The sequence below is a fragment of the Flavobacterium johnsoniae genome, assembly GCF_001879205.1.
Lineage (GTDB): Bacteria > Bacteroidota > Bacteroidia > Flavobacteriales > Flavobacteriaceae > Flavobacterium > Flavobacterium johnsoniae_A.
In genome coordinates this window covers 461,377-479,994 of record NZ_MLFK01000001.1, presented here as the reverse complement: position 1 = coordinate 479,994, position 18,618 = coordinate 461,377, and the positions used below count along the sequence as shown (strand labels likewise).

Sequence of the window (18,618 nt, the reverse complement as noted above, 5' to 3'; positions counted from 1 at the left end):
GTTGATTTTTTAAAGGTTTTGATTTCTCAATCGCAAAGCATTTACGATTACCGAAACTGAACTTAAGCTCATGGCAAGTGCGGCAAGCATCGGCGAAAGCAAAATCCCGAACACCGGATATAAAATCCCCGCTGCAATTGGTACGCCCAAAACATTATAGATAAAGGCAAAAAACAGATTTTGTCTGATGTTTTTCATAACTGAAAAACTCAATTTTTTAGCTTTTACAATTCCGTTTAAATCTCCTTTTACAAGTGTTATTTTGGCGCTTTCAATGGCAACATCGGTTCCGGTTCCCATTGCGATTCCAATATCTGCTTTGGCTAAAGCCGGTGCATCGTTGATTCCGTCGCCGGCCATCGCCACCACTTTTCCTTCGGCTTGTAAACGTTCAATTTCTCTCAGTTTATCTTCAGGAAGACAATCGGCCTTGAAAGAACTTAAATGAAGCTGATCGGCGACAGCCTTAGCGGTGTTTTTATTATCTCCCGTTAGCATGATCACTTCGACGCCCTGATCGATTAAATTTTTAATAGCTTTCGCACTGTTTGTTTTTATGGCATCTGTAATGGTTACGTATCCTGAAACAATATTGTTCACAGCAATGTATGAAACCGTTTTCCCCAGATTTTGCTCGGCTGTAATTTTACTTTCAAAATCATCAGAAACCGAAGCGTTAATCTGTTCCATTAGTTTTTTATTTCCTAAAGCAATTTTTGAGTTGTTCACTGTTCCTAAAACTCCTTTTCCGGCAACGGCTTCAAAGTCGGGAACTTCAAGTAATTGTTGGCTTTTGGCTTTGGCATAATTCACAACGGCCTGCGCCAAAGGATGTTCGCTGTGCTGATTTAGCGACGCAATATTTTGCAACAACACATCTTCGTTATTATCGATAGCATAAATTTTCTCTACTGTTGGTTTTCCTTCTGTAATCGTTCCGGTTTTATCCGTAATCAAAACATCAATTTTATTCATGTTTTCGAGTGCTTCGGCATTTTTTATTAAAATTCCGTGTTGAGCGCCTTTTCCAACACCTACCATAACGGACATAGGAGTTGCTAAGCCTAAAGCACAAGGGCAGGCAATAATTAAAACAGCAATTGCATTAATTAATCCATATATATAAGAAGGTTCCGGACCAAATTTTGCCCAAAGAATGAAGGTCAAAATAGAAATAGCAACAACAGTTGGAACAAAATATTTCGCCACTCGGTCTGCCAGTTTTTGAATTGGCGCTCTCGAACGGCTGGCATCATTTACCATTTGTATAATCTGCGAAAGCAAAGTTTCTGAACCGACTTTCTCGGCAATCATTACAAACGATTTTGTTCCGTTTATTGTTCCGGCAATTACAGTGTCGCCCGATTTTTTATCAACCGGAATAGGTTCGCCGGTAATCATGGCTTCGTCAATACTGCTTTCTCCAGATGTAATTTTTCCGTCAACCGGAATTTTCTCTCCAGGTTTTACTCGTAATAAATCACCTTTTTTAATATCGTGAATCGAAATGATTTTGTCGTTTCCGTTTTCTACTAAAGTTGCTTCGGTTGGGGCTAAATTTAATAATGCTTTTATGGCTCCGTTTGTTTGTCCGTGTGCTTTGGCTTCTAATAATTGTCCTAATAAAACTAACGTGATGATAACCGTTGCCGCTTCAAAATAAAGATGAATGGTGCCGTGATGCGATTTGAATTCACTTGGAAAAAGATCCGGAAAAAACATTCCGGCAACGCTGAATAAAAAAGCAACGCTGGTCCCGATACCTATTAAGGTGAACATGTTTAGATTCCAGGTAATAATCGATTTGTAAGCGCGAACAAAAAACATCCATCCGGCATAAAACAAAACCGGAATCGAAAATAAAAACTGAACCCAATTCCATTTTTCAATCGGCATGATTTGAAAAAGCGGATTATTCGGAATCATTTCTGACATCGAGATAATGAAAATGGGAAGCGTAAACAACGTCGCAATCTTCATCTTCTTCAACAAGTCAGTATAAGTTTTGTTTTCTTCCGATTCAGAGGCCTGCATCGGAACTAAATCCATACCGCAGATCGGGCAGTCTCCAGGCTCATTAGAAATAACTTCTGGATGCATCGGACAGGTAAATTGTGTTCCAATTGCAACTTCCGGTACTAAATCCATTCCGCAAACAGGACAGTCTCCGGGTTTATTATAAGTTTTATCGCCTTCGCAATGCATAGGGCAATAAAAGACTCCTGTTGCACTATGATTATGAGTTACAACTTTTTTTTTATGTTCATGACCTGCGTGATCGTCTTTCTTCTGACTTGAACAACAGGATTTTACTATAGGTTCTGAATGATTTTTTGAAGAAGTCATCTCAATAGTATACTTTCCGGCTTGTGTCAGGACTTCCTGAAATTTTTCAGTCGGAACATGTTTTTCCATTGTTATGGTTGCCAATGGAGGATTTAAAGTTACTTCGGCCTGAATTCCTTCAACCGTATTTAGAGTTTTCTCTACTTTTTTACGGCAGCCATCGCACGACATTCCTGAAATTATATATTGATGAGTCATTGTTCTTGTTTTTTTAAGTATTACAATGCAAATTTCCGAAGTAAGATTTACAACGGTTTGTATAATTTTGAGAATGATTTGTAATATTTAGGAAAAGAGATTTAACCGCAAAGTGCGCTAAGATTTTTGGCTGTTCTGGGTTTTGTAAAAACGCTAAGTTCGCAAAGCTTTGTCTAAAATAACTTTGCGAACCTTGCGTAAACCTTTGCGTGTTTGCGGTTAAACAATATTACAAATTCTCAATCTGAATGCGTTTTTTATCCTTCAACTGTTTGAAATGAGTAGGCGTAAACCCGGTAATTTTCTTGAACTGATTACTTAAATGCGCCACATTGCTGTAGTTTAACATGTCAGCAATTTCGCTTAACGAAAGTTCATTATAAATAAGGAGTTCTTTTACTTTCTCTATTTTTTGGCTGATAAAATATTTTTCGATGGTAGTATTTTCAATTTCTGAGAAAAGGTTACTCAAAGTGCTGTAATCCTGATTTAGGTTTTCGACTAAATAATCAGACAAGTTGATTTTGAGTTCATTGTTTTTATGATGAACCAAATCGACAATTAAATTTTTAATTTTCTCAATGGTCTTACTTTTTTTATCATCGATAAAATCAAAGCCCAAAGCCTGCAGGTTTTTTAGTAAAATCTCTTTTTGAGCATCGTTAATCTCATCTTGCAGTTCGACTTCGCCTAATTCAACAGAAATAGTCTGAAGTCCGAGTTTTTCAAACTCAGACTTCACAACCATTTTACAGCGGCTGCACACCATGTTTTTGATGTAGAGCGTCATATTTATTTGATGGTTTCAACCACGTTTCCGCAAGTCAGCATCGAAGAACCATAATACGGATTCTTAACTGCTTTTTCTTTGCTTAACCAGTCACCATCTGCCATTGGGCAATATTGCTTGTAAACTGCCTCAGTTGATTTTGAAACCTTAATTAAGGTATAAGTGTTTTTTGAAAGTGATTTGAAAGTTTCACGCTGTTTTTTAAGATCTGTTGTTGATGAAATACTTTTTGCGTCGGCAGTTAGTTTTTTAACCACTTTCATCCAGGCAGTATGTTCGTCCGTTTTTAATTTATCCATTTTCACGGCAGTAATAGCGGTCAGTAAATCCTGGGCTTTCGCCGATGTTAATTTAGCATCACTTTTAATTAAGGCATCTTTTACCGTAAAGTAAGCGTCATAAACAGTTTGCAGCTGATTTGAATCAACTGTTTCAATTCCTGTTTCTGATGTTTTATTTGTATTAGCCTGGATAGTATTTGCAGTAAATAATACTATTATTACAGCTGCTATAGTTGATATTGTATTTTTCATTGTATGTAATTTTAGAAAGAGAATTTGGATTTTCTCTCAGTTAAATAAATTTAATTTTTTCTGGTTTAAGCTCGCAATTCCCGATAGTTATTTTGAGCAAAGTGTAATTTTATTCGAGCCTGCTGCCTTATCGGCTAAACACAATTATGGCTGTCAGAAATACAATTATTTTATTTTAGGAATTAACCAAATAGAAGCAAAACCATCGCAAAGCCTGGCGGTTTTGTAATAAGATATAGATTTCTCCGGAGAGAAATTAAAGACATTATTGTTGAAATCAAATTCGTTTGCGGTAATCAGACTAAACTGTAGAATTGATGTTGTACAGCTCGAATGGTCGCATTTTCCGTTGCAGCCATGCTGGTCTTTTTTAGAATTATGCTCACTTTCGCAGCAACCTTCCTGACAAGAATCTGTGCTTTCTTTTTTAGAGGATATTTTTTTTTCAGACGAAGTTTTTTCCACAGCTTTTCCGCATGCATAAGTCGAATTGGACATCAGAAAGAAGCCAACCGCTGCAATGAAAAATAATATGTACCATTTTTTCGTCAATGAAAAAGTTTTTAGAATTACAAATTTAGAGATTTTTTTTAACAGCAGTTACTTATTTAAGATTTCCTGTTTTATGTTTTCTTAAAATCTGTTGGTTTCATGTTTTTCTTCTTTTTAAAATAATTTGAAAGATGACTTTCATCGGTAAAACCAAACTCGTAAGCAATTTGTTTAATAGGAAGCTGATTGTTGTGAATTCGTTTTTCTATTAATGTAGTTCGTAAATTATGAATGTAATCGCGATAGCTGATTGCAAACGTTCTTTTGAAATAAGCACTAAAATAAGTTTCGGCAATATTAAAATGATTGGCAATAACTTTTATCTGAACTAATTTTGGCTGGTAAATATTTTGATGAATATAAGAAGTGATTTGTTCATTGTCAATAGAATTTCCTTTAACCACTAGATTCATCCCGCGCATTGTTTCTTTGATTAATCCAAAAATCGAAAGAATCTGGTAAAAAACAATAGGCGAGGTTGAAACATCGGTTTTACAATTGTAAGCCGCAATATTTTCAATCGTGTTTTTTAGTATGGTCTTGCAGGGATCGTCTAATTTTAGAACCCTTTCTTTTAGTGTTTTATCTCTCATGAAACTTTCTGGAGTATGAATTAAAAATTCATCACAGGTTAGGTTCTGTTTGGAGTTAAAATAATTGTCTGTAAATTTGATATAAAAAAAACGGGTACTTTTTTTAATGTCAAAATAATGTTCATCCTCAGGTGAAATCACAAATAAATCTCCTGTTTTGTATGGAAGAAGGTTTTTGTTAAGGTGATGAATTCCATTTCCCTTTTTAATGTATATAATTTCGTAATAGGTATGTGTATGCGGAGGCAGATGAAATTTCTCATCTTCAAATTCATCAATTACGAGAGTTTTAAACTGATTTAATTTAGGCATATCTTATTTTTACAATTTTATGTTGTAAATATACAATTTTTTTAAGGCTGGATAATGTTAAATTTGCACCGTAGAAAGTCTTTCCCTTTCTTATTAAAATCAAATGAAAAAAAGTCTTATTGCACTATCGTTCGGAGGTTTAACTATCGGAATAACCGAATTTGTAATGATGGGTCTGCTTCCTGATATTGCCTCAAACATGAAAGTAAGCATTCCGGTTGCCGGATACTTAATTTCGGCTTACGCACTTGGAGTAGTTATTGGAGCTCCTTTGTTAGTAATACTTGGAAGAAATTTTCCGCCAAAAAAAATGCTTTTAATTTTAGCCTTGATGTTAACAGTTTTTAATGCCTTGTCTATAATTGCGCCTACTTATAACTTTTTATTTGCTTCGCGATTTTTATCCGGGCTGCCCCATGGAGCCTTTTTTGGAGTTGGAGCTGTGGTAGCAAGCCGTTTGGCAGATAAAGGAAAAGAAGCTCAGGCAATTGCTATTATGTTTTCGGGCCTTACACTGGCTAATTTAATTGGAGTTCCAATTGGCACCTATATTGGGCATCATTTTATTTGGCGTTATACTTTTGTACTAATTGCTATTGTAGGTATGTTGACCTTTTTGCTTATTTCGCTGTGGATGCCTCGCTTGGATAAAGGAGAAACGGTAAATATGAAAAAACAGCTGGAGTTTTTTAAAAGAACAGAGGCGTGGCTGATTATTGGAATTACGGCAATTGGTTTTGGCGGATTGTTTGCCTGGATAAGTTATATTGCTCCTTTATTAATTAATGTGTCGAAGTTTGCTGAAGGCGATGTTTCGTATATTTTAATTCTTGCAGGATTAGGTATGGTAGTTGGAAATTTTGCCGGTGGTAAACTGGCCGATAAATATTCGCCGGCACCTACAACCTTGGCACTGTTGTTTATCATGTCAATTGATTTGATTTTGGTTTATTTCTTTTCTTCCAATCAATACATGTCACTATTCTTGACATTCTTAACAGGAACTATTTCTTTCTCTGTTATTGCGCCAATTCAAATGCTGATGATACGTACTGCCAAAGGAGCAGAGATGATCGCTTCGGCTGCTCTTCAGGGAAGTTTTAATATTGGTAATGCTTTAGGAGCATTTTTGGGAGGACTGCCTTTAACGGCAGGATATAGTTATGCTTCTCCCAATCTTATAGGAGTAGGAATGTCTGTGGTTGGAATGCTTATCACATTGACATTAATTAAAATTCATAAAAATAATTTACAACTGCAAAGCGTGTAAAAACATTCTCATAATTTATTTGTTTAAAACCCTTAGATGATCTCTAAGGGTTTTTTTTGTGCTTGTTTTTTGTAATTGTTTAATGTTTTGAGTGTATTGAAATTTAAAAGAAACGGCTTATAACAATTCCGTCATTTACTATTTTAGAATAAAAACTTGTTAAAAAATAGAATTAAATCTACAAAAGACGCACTGTCAGATGGATTTAAATGTTAAAAATACACTTAAAAATTTCTTAAATTGTAAGCGTGTAATCGATTGTTTTTTTTGAAAAAACGCAGCAAATCGTACAATTATAATAATATATTTAATATTTATATATCGATAAAATTACATTTGTCGTATAAAAAACCACTTTTATTTTTGATATATAATTTTATTTATGAAATTTTTATGAATTTTAATTTTTTTATATAAAAAAATATCTATGTTTGTGTAATCGATTACAACTTTAAAAAAATGTTAATTGACGCATTTCTGTTTCTGATTATAGTCAGGTAAAATCAGAGATTTTATAAAGAAAATGCCATTTTAAACAGTACAGATAAAATGGAATCGATGCACAAAAAACTAAACCACAAAAAACCACTTTAAACAATTAGTAACTTAAACAATCAACCATGAATTTTAAAGATTTATTAAACAAAGGAGCAAATCGTTGCTTTGCAGTTGTTTTCTTATTGTGCTTGCTGATGGGCAATCGAGCGCATGCTCAGACTGTAACATTGGAAGGAACCGTTAAAGATGCAGCCGGACTTTCTTTGCCAGGGGTTAACGTACTGGAAAAAGGAACAAAGAACGGGGTTTCTACAGATTTTGACGGACGCTACAAGATTAAACTCACTAATCCGAAGGCGACTTTAAGCTTCTCTTTTATTGGATTTAAAACCGTTGAAGTGTCTGCATCTGGTAAAACTAAAGTCGATGCAGTTTTAACTGAAGATTCTAATAACTTAAATGAAGTAGTTGTTGTTGGATATGGAACGGTTAAAAAATCTGATTTAACTGGAGCAGTTGCTTCGATTTCAGGAAATGAACTGAAAAAAATTCCGGTTTCTAATGTTGCAGAAGCTTTAACAGGTAGAATTGCCGGGGTTCAGGTTACTTCGACTGAAGGTTCTCCAGATGCTGATATTAAAATTAGAGTACGTGGTGGTGGTTCTTTAACTCAGGATGCTTCGCCTTTAATTATAGTGGATGGTTTTCCGGTAAACAGCATGAGTGATATCGCAGCATCTAATATTGAATCGCTTACAGTTTTAAAAGATGCTTCATCTACTGCAATTTATGGATCAAGAGGAGCAAACGGAGTTATTATCATTACAACTAAAACCGGTAAAGACGGAAAAATCTCAGTTAGCTATAATATGTTTTATGGAATGAAAACAATGGCTAATGATATTGATGTTCTTCCTGTAGATGATTTTGTAAAATGGCAGTATGAATATGCTTTGCTTGACCAGACAGATAAAACTATTTTGAGTAATCCTAATTCTTATACCAAGTATTTTGGGAACTGGCAGGACCGTGATTTATATAATGGCGTAAAAGGAACTGACTGGCAAAAACAAATTTACGGACGTCGTGGAGAAGTAAACAGTCGTGATTTAGGAATTCGTGGCGGAACAGAAAAGCTGAGTTATAATTTTAATTATGCCTATTATGATGAAAAGGCAATTATGGTGGGTTCTGATTATAAAAGAAACAACTTATCATTGGCATTAAAAAATAAAGCAAGTGATAAAATTGATCTTGGTTTTACAGTACGTTATTCTGATACAGAAATAAATGGAAGCGGTGCTAATGAACAAAATGAAGTTTCATCTCTTGACAGCCGTTTACGCCATAGCGTTGGTTATTCTCCAATTCCGATGCCGGGTCTTACTACTGATAATGATGACCAAACAGTTAATAGCTATTTAGTAAATCCATTTTTGGCTATATCAGATAATAACCGCCAGCAGTTTAGAAAAAACTATAATTTATTAGGAAGCTTTGGATGGAAGCTTGCACAAAATCTAAAATTTCAGAGTGATTTAGGTTTAGATAATTATAATAATACAGATTATCGTTTCTATGGTTCTTCTACGTATTTCTCAAGTACTGCTAAAATTGGCGCAGGAAAACCGGGGATGGTTATGAGCGATCGTAAAGATGTACGTTTTAGAAATGCTAATACATTAAATTATGATTTTAAAAATATTTTAGGAGAAAACCATCATTTAACAGCTCTTTTGGGAGAGGAAATGATTACTACTACTTCAAATAATGTAACAACGACAATTTTAAATTATCCAGGATTCTTTGATTTGAATGATGCAAAGAAATTAACAACTCAGGGAACACCATTTTCAGTAGATAATTTTTACAGCCCTGATGATAAGTTATTGTCATTTTTCGGACGTTTAAATTATGATTATAAAGATCGTTATTTATTAACAGCTTCTTTTCGTGCAGATGGTTCAAGCCGCTTTTTAGGTGATAATCGCTGGGGTTATTTTCCGGCAGCAGCAGCAGCATGGAAGATTTCTGAAGAAAATTTCCTGAAAAATGCTTCATGGCTGAACCTTCTTAAATTGAGACTAAGTTATGGTGAAGCAGGTAATAATAATATTCCTGTAGGACAAACAGTTCAGAGTTATATGTCTAACACGAATTCGTACATAAATGGTTTTGAAAGCTATTGGTCTCCATCGAGTGTATTGGCAAATCCAAATTTGAAATGGGAAACTACAGTAACACAAAATGCAGGTCTTGATTTTGGATTTTTCAAAAATCGTTTGAACGGAACTTTTGACGTATATAAAAATGTAACAAAAGATTTACTAATAGAATTCCCGGTAGGAGGTACAGGATATAAAACTCAGTATCGAAATATGGGGGAAACTCAAAATACAGGGTTTGAGGCTACAGTGAATTTTGTAGCTTTTGAAAGAAAGAATTTTGGTTTGAATTTTTCTGTGAATGTAGGTATTAACAAAAATAAAATTAACTCGCTTGGAGTAATGGATAATTTTGGAATAAATACAAACTGGGCATCTACTGATATTGGTAATGATTATGCAGTAAATGCTGGTTCTCCAATGGGTTTAATGTATGGTTATAAAAGTGATGGCCGCTATGAAGTTTCTGACTTTGATTATGTAGGAGGGAAATATATTTTAAAATCAGGTGTAACCGATGCGAGCAGTGTTATAGGAAGTACAGTACAACCAGGTATGATGAAACTAAAAAATACAGATGGTTCTGCTGATAATAAAGTTACAGCATCAGACCAGACTATTATTGGTAATGCTAATCCAAAAAGCACAGGAGGTTTAGTTATTAATGCAAATGCTTATGGTTTTGATCTTTCTGCTGCTTTTAACTGGACTATTGGAAATGATATCTATAATGCTAATAAATCAGAGTTTTCTACAGCAAACAGAAATGGACAATATAAGAATTTAAGCTCTGAAATGGCAGATGGAATAAGATGGACAAACTTAGATCCTGTATCAGGACAATTGGTTACAGATCCTGCTCAATTAGAAGCGCTTAATGCCAACACAACAATGTGGTCTCCTTACATGCAGAAATTTATGTTTACAGACTGGGCGGTTGAAGATGGTTCTTTCTTTAGGCTTAATACATTAACCTTAGGTTACAGCACTCCGGAATCATTTACATCAAAACTAGGAGTAAGTAAGTTGAGATTTTATTTTACTGCAACTAATGTTTTTATAATTACAAATTATTCTGGACCTGATCCTGAGGTGTCAACAAAAAGAAAAACACCTCTTACGCCAGGAGTTGATTATTCAGCTTATCCTCGCAGCAGACAACTGGTTTTTGGTTTAAACCTTAATTTCTAATTTAAAATTTATCAAAATGAAATATAAAGTAATAATAGCAGGATTGATAATCTCAAGTTTGTTGACTTCTTGTCAGGATTTTGGTGACGAATTCTTTGATACTCCTGCACAATCAACATTAGGTGATGAAATTATCTTTTCTAATGCTGAATTAGCACAAGGAGCTGTTGATGGAATAAAAGTCTCATTTGGAGAGGAGCAGTCTTATAGAGGAAGACTTTTAACTTACCAAGGTTTAAATACCGATACAGAATGGCTTTTAGCATCTTCTAGTGATAATGCTAAATCAGATTTAGTAGTATATGATGCTAAAGCTGATAATACAGAGATGAACTCGCCAAAAAATGCCTGGGCAATGATGTATGAAGGTATTGAACGTGCAAATTTGTGTATTAGAGGTTTACGTACTTATGGTAACGTGACATCCAATAAAGAGTTAGGACAGTTGTTAGGAGAAGCATTAACATTACGAGCAATCTATTATGCTGATTTAGTTAGAAACTGGGGAGATGTGCCTGCTCGTTTTGAACCTGTTACAACCAATACTATTTATGTTCCTAAAACAGGGCGTGACGAAATTTACAAGCAATTAATCGCTGATTTAGGTGAAGCTTCAACTTTAGTGGGATGGCCTAATGAAACTGCAGCAACAAATAGTACAGAACGCGTAAATAAAGCTTTTGTAAAAGGATTTAGAGCTCGTTTGGCTATGATGGCAAGCGGTTATCAACAATATCCTGATGGCGTTAGAAGAAGTACAGATCCTGCGCTTTCAGTAGCAGCTATGTATAAGCTGGCATTAGATGAATGTCGTTCTGTTATTACAAGCGGTACCGCACATTTAGAGCCTACTTTTGAAGGATTATGGAGAAAATATAATCAGGAAGTCTTAACAGCTGGAGGAGAATCTCTTTGGGAAATTCCTTTTGCAGCTACCCGAGGAAGGGTGCTATTTACCTTTGCCGTTAGACATGATGCTATAGATCAGTTTCAGGCTATGGGAACTAATAAAGGAGGAGTAAACGGACCATTACCATTTGTTTTCTATGATTACGATCAGGCTGACACCCGCAGAGATGTAACCTGTGTTCCTTATAAATGGGGATCGGCGGTAAACGGTAAAGCAAAACAAGAACTTACAGACTTACAGACTTGGTATTTTGGGAAATATCGTTTTGAATGGATGAGCCGAATTGCCAGTGCACCAAATGATGATGGTGTAAATAAAATTTATATGCGCTATGCAGAAGTGCTTTTAATTGCCGCCGAAGCTGCTAACGAATTAGAAGGACCTGGATCGGCTGCAGTTTATTTAAAAGAAATCCGCCGCAGAGCTTTTCCATCGGCAAGTCAGGCTGTAAAAGTAGATGCTTATGTAGATGCTTTGTCTAGTAAAGATGCTATGCTGAATGCTATTGTAGAAGAAAATAAATATGAGTTTACAGGAGAAATGGAGCGTAAATTTTCTCTTATAAGATGGAATTTGTTAAAAACAAAATTAGATGAAGCTAAAGTAAAAATGGCTGATTTGAAAGCTCGTACCAATAAATATCAAGACGTTCCTTCAACATTGTATTACAAATATAAAGACGATGGAATTACATTAGATATTTATGGTTTAAACCGAGGTGAAACTCAGGCTCCGGTAGGTTACACTTCTAAAGCTTGGGATAAATTAGAAGACAATAAAATAACAACATTGTATAAAGCCGGAGTAAACCCGGATAAAAGACAATTTTGGCCAATTTGGCAAACGTTTATTGATAATAGTAATGGTCAATTAGTAAATGACTGGGTTTTTGGAAACTAATAACAATTAACAAATAAATTATAGTCATATAATTATGAAAGCAAAATATATATTCAAAGGGTTGCTGGCAATATTTTTATTAGTAGCTGCCGGTTGCGAAAGCTACAATGAACCAGTATTGGAAGACATAGGAGCGAGTAGAGCATTTTCTCCAATAGAACTTAAGGCCATTGTTAGAAATCAAACTAATGTAGAGTTAAACTGGACAGTAAAAAATGATGTAGATCATTATGTTGTAGAATTTAGTGCAGATGATACTGAATTTAAAACGATTTATAAAACAGTTAAAGTAGCACCTACAGAACTTCCGGTAACAATTCCGTTAGAAGGATAAACCGTTTATTCAATCAGAGTAAAAGGAGTAAGTGCAACTGGCGCAGGAGATTCTAAATGGTCTGTAACAACGGCCAAAACATTAACAGAGCAAATTTTATCTCCAATTGAAGATATTGATATTGAGGCAAAACAAGTTACCTTAAGATGGACTCCAAATAGTGCTGTAACACAAATTACGATTGCTCCTGGAGGAATTACGCACACGATAACTCCGGCAGAAAAAACAGCGGGAGTTGCAGTTGTAGCAGGATTAACAGGTGAAACAGATTATACAGCAACTTTATTAAACGGAACTAAAACAAGAGGGCTTAGAACTTTTAAAACCGGCATTGATATAGGAACAGGTATTTTGGTTAAAGAGACGGATGATTTAAATGCTGTAATAGCAGCGGCCGATCCTAAAGCTACATTAGTGCTGATGCCTGGAGATTATAAAGTATTTAAAGGTGAAATAATTCTAACAAAACCTATTACAATAAGAGGCTTACGTGCTGGAGATAAACCAAAATTACATGTGAAGTTTTCTCTTAACAGCGGTGCAACTGGTGTAAGTTTAATTGATTTGGATTTAAATGGCGACGGTACTTTATCAGACGCTGTTAAATACAATGAAGTCAGCGTAGGTTTTGAAGCGCTTTTAATAAGCGGTTGTACTATTCATGATTTTACAAAAGCATTAGTTTCGCAAAGTCTTACCGGAAGCACAAAAATTACTTCTGTAACAATCGAAAATTCAGTTGTAACAAATGTATTAACGAATCAAGGAGACTTTATAGATTTTAGAACTGCACATTTAGGTTCTCTTACACTTAAAAATAGTACATTCAGTAACTGTGCAACATCTCGTGATTTTATCCGAATTGATAATGCTCCTGGTTTAACAGGTACAGGTTTAGTAACCAGTGTAGTGATAGATGGTTGTACAATTTCTAATAAAGCAATGACGGCTTCAAATAGAATTCTTTACCTGCGTTTTGCTACTAATTCATCAACTGTTCGTAATACAATTTTTGATACACCACTGGCAATGTATACAAACCAGTCCGGAACAACAGCGCCAACATTCTTAAATAACAACTATTTTAGTTCACCGGCATTGCATACCGCTGGTGCAGCTGCTGTAAAATATGATGCTTCAGGAAGTTATACTACTTTAGATCCACAATTTACAAATGCCGCAGCAGGTGATTTTACAATTAAAAATCAAACGTTGATTGACAAACAAGTGGGTGACCCGCGTTGGATTAAATAATTCATTTTTTCATGTTTAGTTAAAAAGGGATGCAGACTGCATCCCTTTTTCTATTTCAATTGGATAAAAGATTGTAAAGTCACAAATAAAACTGCGACCGAGACCGAAGCTGAAACCTATTCAATATCCAAATCAAACTTCTCTAATAAACCCGCAAGTGCAATATGCGAAACTTTTGTTCCTTTAATTTTATTGTCAGAAGGATCAAAAGCATAGTTTCTCGATGATCTGAAATCGGTTTTCTCCAGAATACATTCCACAAAAACGGTATTAGATAAATCACAGTTTTTGAAGACCGCAAGAGATAAATCGGTATTCGAGAAATCAACATCTTTTATAGAGCAGTCAATAAAGTTGGTTTTCTTTAGTTTTTTATAAATAAAAGTCGAATAATCTAAAAGACAATCCTGAAAATTCATAGCAAATAAAAAACTGTTACAAGCACTAAAATCAAGTCCCATCAATTTACAGCCAATAAATTTTATGTTTTTTAAGCCTGTGTTTTTTAAAACAGCCAGCGAAAGATTACAATTTTTAAAAGTCGAATCTAAAAAGTCATTATGACTTAAATCGCTTTTTGAGAAGTTGCAATTAATGAATTCGCAGTTCACGAATTCTGTATTTGATAAACTTTGATCTGAATAATCTACCGTGTCAAAAGTTCGGTTTTGATATAATTTTGTTTCCATTTACTGGGTAAGATGATTTTGCAGTTAATGCGGTTTTCTATTCTAATTCTACGCATTCAAAAATGCCGTTATTCAATACTAAATTAGTTACGTCAAGTTCGCTGTCAATTCTTAAGATATTGTCGCAGTCTTCGAGATCAAAATTCCATAAAGTATTGGGTAGTAATTCGTGGAGCAACATAGAAGCCGATTCAAATTTTGATTGGCTGTCAACGGAAGTTTTAAAAACATAAATCATGATTTGCATTTTTTGAACTGGCAAATTTCTGAAAAATGTACGGCTGTTTAATAGGATTCAATAATCAATAATTAGGACTTATCAATCATTTTTCGGTATTGAATTGGTGTTATTCCTTCATGTTTTTTAAAGAAACGGCTAAAGTAAGACTGATCTTCATGACCTACCTGCATTGCGATTTCACTTACAGAAAGAGAAGTTTGAAAGAGTAAGTATTTGGCTTCAAGTAATATGGTTTCATCAATCCATTTTGCTGCAGATTTTCCTGTAACAGTTCTCACGGATTTATTCAAATGGTTGGGCGTAACATTTAATAAGGAAGCATAATAATGAACCAGATGATGGGTTTTTATATTTTGATGAATTAACTCTTTGAACTTATTGGTAATAACTTCAGCAGCCGAAATGCTTTTAGAACTTTGTACCAAATTCTTATTTAATTCATAAAATAACGTAATCAAATAGGATTGTACGATATTTAAGTTTGCGGTAGAAGTTTCAGAATATTCTTTTTGAAGCCGGCCCAAAATAGCTGTAATGTCAGGAACATCTTTGTGGTCTAAAGTAATTTTTGGATGCCCTGAAATTTTCATAAAATCAAATTCATTAAGCATTTCACGGCTTCCGTATTTTCTAATTAAGATATCAGGATGAAATTGGCAGATATAACCTTTGTGAATATTATTTACATTGTCAAGAGAAAAAATTTGTCCAGCCGGTACCACAATGATTTCGTTATCGGTAGTTGTGTATTCCTGATATCCTAATTTCATGGTATGCTGACCTGAGGAAATAAAAATAAGAGTGTGACAAGAATGTTTACAAGGCGGCACGGGATATTGCATCTGCATCATTTCTTCAATTTCAAGACAGAAAAAATGATCAGAATTTGACTTGAAAAGCAAATGAATGGGATTGTCTTCTCCCAGAAACTTCTCCCGAAATCCTGATGGCCCGTAGGTTTTTATTTTCTCAATCGTCTTTGCTTTCATACTTAATAATACAATCTAAAATCAAGTAATTTACAAAGAGCATAATGTTTTTGAAATAAATCTTCTACCACTTCGGTCAGGTCGTCGTTTTCCTGATACAAACTAAAAAAGGCTTTATCGATTGTACTTACGCTGGCAATTTTATTATATGAAGATCCGTAACCAGAAATAGCACGGGCACCTGTAATGTCAAGAAAATACTGAGCTTCATCGTCATTAAGGTCTAGTCTTTTTTTATTAGCAAAATGAATGATTTTGCCTTTCATTTTTCCCTCAAAAAGTTCGGCAATTTCTTCAAGGCTGTAGTAATAATCGTGAAGACAGATGTTGTTTTCCTGTCCCGGCATTACGAGATAAATGATTTCATAATCTTTAAAATTATGATCATCATACAGTAATGTATTTAGGCTTTCTTCTAAACCTTCAATAGTATCACAGGCTTTATAGATGCTTGCAATACCTTGATCGAAAGCAATTTCTTCTAAATTTTTAACCACATCAGTAGTCGTAACGGTATCTACGTCCTGAACGCCTTCGAGGCAGAAAATAAATTTTTCATTATCCATACTAATGTCTTTTCGATTTCATTTAAAAATAAAGTAGAAATGGGTTTAAGACAAATATATTTTTTTATATGGAAAAACCGCTGCGAGATTGAGATTTTAACGTGTTTTTGACAAATGGAAGTAAGAAAGGCATTAAAATGTCTTTTGTGTCAAATGGATATTCTTTATTTAGCTCTTGATTTCTTCATTTGGCTTGAATATAAATTACTGCCAAAAATAATCGCACTAAATATAAAAGGAACAAAAGCAGAAATCTGCCAAAAAAGTTCTTTACCACTTTTTAGTCCTTCATCTGCCGTTTCATAAATGCCCAACCCAATAAAGAAGAGGCAGATAACTAATAAAGCAAATTGAATTTTGTAGTTTAATTTAATCATAGTTTTTGTGATTTAAACACAAATATAATGCAAAATCATTCGACTATTTTTATAGTGAACGATTACTAAGCTGCTTTTTTTGCACGTACTTTTTTTTCTAAAACCTTAAGCTGATTTGCTGTACAAAGAATTTTTTCTTTAAGATCATTTTTTTGAACTTCAATCAAATAATGATATGTCATTTCTTTCATGGCAGATTTTTTAATAAGCCCTTTTTTGAAATCTATTTTTCTTTCTACTATCACAGCCCTATAAGATCTCCCACTTAATGTCGTGTAGGATACATCTTGTCCTTTTACAAAATTCATCACTTTAGCTTTTTGGTTTTATAATATTCGCCAATATCAGTTAGTCTCATTTCGCAAAAAAAAGAGAGTTGAAAAAATTAGGAGGGGGCTGAAAATTTTTTCCTTAACTGCTAGTGCAATTTATAAAGATTCCATAATTCAGCATTACGTATTTATACCTGTTTTTTGGCTGTAAGTGCTTTATTTATAAGGGTCTATTTATTAAGAAAAATTTTGTTATTGTTGGTTTTGGTTTCAAAATTGGTACAATTTAGAACAGTGATTTTCAAAACAAATGGATGCCGAATACCTAATTTTGAGGTGATGAATTTTTATTCCAAAAACAAATAAACAAGATTAGGATGGTACAGGAAAGAGTGATGGAAAAGCTGGCAATTTTAGCCGATGCCGCAAAGTATGATGTATCGTGTTCGTCTAGTAACAGCAGCAGGAAAAATAAGGATAAAGGTCTGGGAGATGCTTCTGGATATGGAATATGCCATGCTTATACTGAAGATGGACGCTGTGTTTCGCTGCTTAAAATTTTATTGACCAATCATTGTATTTTCGATTGCGCTTATTGTGTAAGCAGAAAAAGCAACGATGTAAAACGTGCCGCCTTTACAGTGCAGGAAGTTGTGGACTTAACGATTGGTTTTTACCGAAGAAATTATATCGAAGGTTTGTTTTTGAGTTCGGGTATTTTTGATAATCCCGATTATACCATGGAGCGCTTGGTGAGAATTGTAAAGAAACTGCGGTTAGAAGAAAACTTTAATGGTTATATACATCTAAAAGCAATTCCGGGTGCAAGTGATGAATTATTGAAAGAAGCCGGACTTTATGCAGATCGTTTAAGTGTAAATGTTGAAATGCCAACCGAACAAAGCCTTAAACTTTTGGCTCCGGATAAAAATCATATTGATGTCATTAAACCAATGGAATATCTGAAGAACGAAATTGCAGGCCACAAAGAAGAAAAAAAACTAAACTATAAAGCGCCGCTTTTTGCTCCGGCAGGTCAAAGCACTCAGATGGTGATTGGTGCAACAAAAGAAAATGATCTCGAAATCTTGGGAATGGCCAATTATTTTTACGATCAAATGAAGATGAAACGGGTTTATTATTCCGGGTATGTGCCTATAAGCTACGACAACAGGCTTCCGGCAATTGGAACTCCTGTACCTATGATTCGCGAAAACCGTTTGTATCAGGCCGATTGGTTAATTCGGTTTTACGGATTTAATGTTAATGAAATTGTAGGTTTTGATCAGCCAAATCTTGATCTTGACATTGATCCAAAACTAGGCTGGGCGCTGCGGAACCTCAGCCAATTTCCTGTTGATATTAATACTGCCGACTTAGAACTAATTCTTAGAATCCCTGGAATAGGAGTGTCAAGCGCCAAAAAAATTGTTGCAGCAAGAAAATTTAAAAAACTAGAACCGCAGGATTTACAAAAACTGGGGATTGCCTACAGCCGGTCAAAATATTTTTTAGCCTTTGCCTCACCTTTTCAATTACAGAGAGATTTAACTTCTATTCAGATAAAAGAGCATATTTTAAATACACAGAAGAGCAAATACAAAAATGATTTCTCCAATCAGTTAGCTTTATTTTAAA

17 protein-coding genes are annotated in these 18,618 nt (G+C 34.5%); 6 read left to right on the top strand and 11 right to left on the bottom strand.

Annotated features, from left to right (window positions below; translation table 11 throughout):
* Positions 1-9: 9 nt before the first annotated feature.
* The 5 genes from BKM63_RS02260 to BKM63_RS02240 all read right to left on the bottom strand — a co-directional run bounded on the left by BKM63_RS02260 (position 10) and on the right by BKM63_RS02240 (position 5,324).
* Positions 10-2,544: a heavy metal translocating P-type ATPase gene (locus BKM63_RS02260; RefSeq protein ID WP_071635039.1), complete on the bottom strand. Its 2,535-nt coding sequence runs from the start codon at positions 2,542-2,544 to the stop codon at positions 10-12.
* Between the two features lie 229 nt (positions 2,545-2,773).
* Complete coding sequence (locus BKM63_RS02255; protein WP_071635038.1) at positions 2,774-3,334, bottom strand: helix-turn-helix domain-containing protein; 561 nt, start codon at positions 3,332-3,334, stop codon at positions 2,774-2,776.
* A gap of 2 nt (positions 3,335-3,336) precedes the next feature.
* On the bottom strand, positions 3,337-3,867 hold the full coding sequence (locus tag BKM63_RS02250) for a DUF3347 domain-containing protein (protein WP_071635037.1): 531 nt from the start codon (positions 3,865-3,867) through the stop codon (positions 3,337-3,339).
* 165 nt (positions 3,868-4,032) lie between these two features.
* Positions 4,033-4,419, bottom strand: coding sequence for a hypothetical protein (locus BKM63_RS02245; protein WP_071635036.1), 387 nt, complete (start codon positions 4,417-4,419; stop codon positions 4,033-4,035).
* A gap of 71 nt (positions 4,420-4,490) precedes the next feature.
* Positions 4,491-5,324 (bottom strand): AraC family transcriptional regulator, encoded by an 834-nt coding sequence (locus BKM63_RS02240; RefSeq protein ID WP_071635035.1) that lies wholly within the window; start codon positions 5,322-5,324, stop codon positions 4,491-4,493.
* Positions 5,325-5,427: 103 nt separating this feature from the next.
* Here BKM63_RS02240 and BKM63_RS02235 point away from each other — a divergent pair, with 103 nt between their 5' ends.
* The 5 genes from BKM63_RS02235 to BKM63_RS23790 all read left to right on the top strand — a co-directional run bounded on the left by BKM63_RS02235 (position 5,428) and on the right by BKM63_RS23790 (position 13,846).
* Positions 5,428-6,594, top strand: a complete 1,167-nt coding sequence (locus BKM63_RS02235) for an MFS transporter (protein WP_071635034.1) — start codon at positions 5,428-5,430, stop codon at positions 6,592-6,594.
* Between the two features lie 620 nt (positions 6,595-7,214).
* Positions 7,215-10,448 carry a SusC/RagA family TonB-linked outer membrane protein gene (locus BKM63_RS02230; RefSeq protein WP_071635033.1) on the top strand — a complete coding sequence of 1,078 codons (3,234 nt, stop codon included), beginning with the start codon at positions 7,215-7,217 and terminating at the stop codon, positions 10,446-10,448.
* A 16-nt stretch (positions 10,449-10,464) separates the two neighbouring features.
* Positions 10,465-12,258: a RagB/SusD family nutrient uptake outer membrane protein gene (locus BKM63_RS02225; RefSeq protein ID WP_071635032.1), complete on the top strand. Its 1,794-nt coding sequence runs from the start codon at positions 10,465-10,467 to the stop codon at positions 12,256-12,258.
* A 61-nt stretch (positions 12,259-12,319) separates the two neighbouring features.
* Positions 12,320-12,592, top strand: a complete 273-nt coding sequence (locus BKM63_RS23795) for a hypothetical protein (protein WP_242661082.1) — start codon at positions 12,320-12,322, stop codon at positions 12,590-12,592.
* Between the two features lie 351 nt (positions 12,593-12,943).
* Positions 12,944-13,846: a DUF5123 domain-containing protein gene (locus BKM63_RS23790; protein WP_242661081.1), complete on the top strand. Its 903-nt coding sequence runs from the start codon at positions 12,944-12,946 to the stop codon at positions 13,844-13,846.
* A 116-nt stretch (positions 13,847-13,962) separates the two neighbouring features.
* On the opposite strand, the gene BKM63_RS02215 is transcribed toward BKM63_RS23790, so the two are convergent.
* The 6 genes from BKM63_RS02215 to BKM63_RS02190 all read right to left on the bottom strand — a co-directional run bounded on the left by BKM63_RS02215 (position 13,963) and on the right by BKM63_RS02190 (position 17,016).
* Positions 13,963-14,535, bottom strand: a complete 573-nt coding sequence (locus tag BKM63_RS02215) for a pentapeptide repeat-containing protein (RefSeq protein ID WP_071635031.1) — start codon at positions 14,533-14,535, stop codon at positions 13,963-13,965.
* Between the two features lie 37 nt (positions 14,536-14,572).
* Positions 14,573-14,773: a hypothetical protein gene (locus BKM63_RS02210; protein ID WP_071635030.1), complete on the bottom strand. Its 201-nt coding sequence runs from the start codon at positions 14,771-14,773 to the stop codon at positions 14,573-14,575.
* 71 nt (positions 14,774-14,844) lie between these two features.
* Positions 14,845-15,765, bottom strand: coding sequence for an AraC family transcriptional regulator (locus BKM63_RS02205; protein WP_071635029.1), 921 nt, complete (start codon positions 15,763-15,765; stop codon positions 14,845-14,847).
* A gap of 2 nt (positions 15,766-15,767) precedes the next feature.
* Positions 15,768-16,331 carry a DUF6642 family protein gene (locus tag BKM63_RS02200; protein WP_071635028.1) on the bottom strand — a complete coding sequence of 188 codons (564 nt, stop codon included), beginning with the start codon at positions 16,329-16,331 and terminating at the stop codon, positions 15,768-15,770.
* Positions 16,332-16,495: 164 nt separating this feature from the next.
* Positions 16,496-16,708 (bottom strand): hypothetical protein, encoded by a 213-nt coding sequence (locus BKM63_RS02195; RefSeq protein WP_071635027.1) that lies wholly within the window; start codon positions 16,706-16,708, stop codon positions 16,496-16,498.
* Between the two features lie 65 nt (positions 16,709-16,773).
* Positions 16,774-17,016, bottom strand: coding sequence for a hypothetical protein (locus tag BKM63_RS02190; protein WP_071635026.1), 243 nt, complete (start codon positions 17,014-17,016; stop codon positions 16,774-16,776).
* Positions 17,017-17,357: 341 nt separating this feature from the next.
* On the opposite strand from BKM63_RS02190, the gene BKM63_RS02185 reads away from it, so the two are divergent.
* Positions 17,358-18,617 carry a putative DNA modification/repair radical SAM protein gene (locus tag BKM63_RS02185; protein ID WP_071635025.1) on the top strand — a complete coding sequence of 420 codons (1,260 nt, stop codon included), beginning with the start codon at positions 17,358-17,360 and terminating at the stop codon, positions 18,615-18,617.
* Position 18,618 lies beyond the last annotated feature (1 nt).

Bases quoted from the DNA above. Each gene is read 5' to 3' on its own strand.
- BKM63_RS02260 (WP_071635039.1), bottom strand. From the start codon at position 2,544: ATGACTCATCAATATATAATTTCAGGAATGTCGTGCGATGGCTGCCGT.
- BKM63_RS02255 (WP_071635038.1), bottom strand. From the start codon at position 3,334: ATGACGCTCTACATCAAAAACATGGTGTGCAGCCGCTGTAAAATGGTT.
- BKM63_RS02250 (WP_071635037.1), bottom strand. From the start codon at position 3,867: ATGAAAAATACAATATCAACTATAGCAGCTGTAATAATAGTATTATTT.
- BKM63_RS02240 (WP_071635035.1), bottom strand. From the start codon at position 5,324: ATGCCTAAATTAAATCAGTTTAAAACTCTCGTAATTGATGAATTTGAA.
- BKM63_RS02235 (WP_071635034.1), top strand. From the start codon at position 5,428: ATGAAAAAAAGTCTTATTGCACTATCGTTCGGAGGTTTAACTATCGGA.
- BKM63_RS02230 (WP_071635033.1), top strand. From the start codon at position 7,215: ATGAATTTTAAAGATTTATTAAACAAAGGAGCAAATCGTTGCTTTGCA.
- BKM63_RS02225 (WP_071635032.1), top strand. From the start codon at position 10,465: ATGAAATATAAAGTAATAATAGCAGGATTGATAATCTCAAGTTTGTTG.
- BKM63_RS02215 (WP_071635031.1), bottom strand. From the start codon at position 14,535: ATGGAAACAAAATTATATCAAAACCGAACTTTTGACACGGTAGATTAT.
- BKM63_RS02210 (WP_071635030.1), bottom strand. From the start codon at position 14,773: ATGATTTATGTTTTTAAAACTTCCGTTGACAGCCAATCAAAATTTGAA.
- BKM63_RS02205 (WP_071635029.1), bottom strand. From the start codon at position 15,765: ATGAAAGCAAAGACGATTGAGAAAATAAAAACCTACGGGCCATCAGGA.
- BKM63_RS02200 (WP_071635028.1), bottom strand. From the start codon at position 16,331: ATGGATAATGAAAAATTTATTTTCTGCCTCGAAGGCGTTCAGGACGTA.
- BKM63_RS02195 (WP_071635027.1), bottom strand. From the start codon at position 16,708: ATGATTAAATTAAACTACAAAATTCAATTTGCTTTATTAGTTATCTGC.
- BKM63_RS02190 (WP_071635026.1), bottom strand. From the start codon at position 17,016: ATGAATTTTGTAAAAGGACAAGATGTATCCTACACGACATTAAGTGGG.
- BKM63_RS02185 (WP_071635025.1), top strand. From the start codon at position 17,358: ATGGTACAGGAAAGAGTGATGGAAAAGCTGGCAATTTTAGCCGATGCC.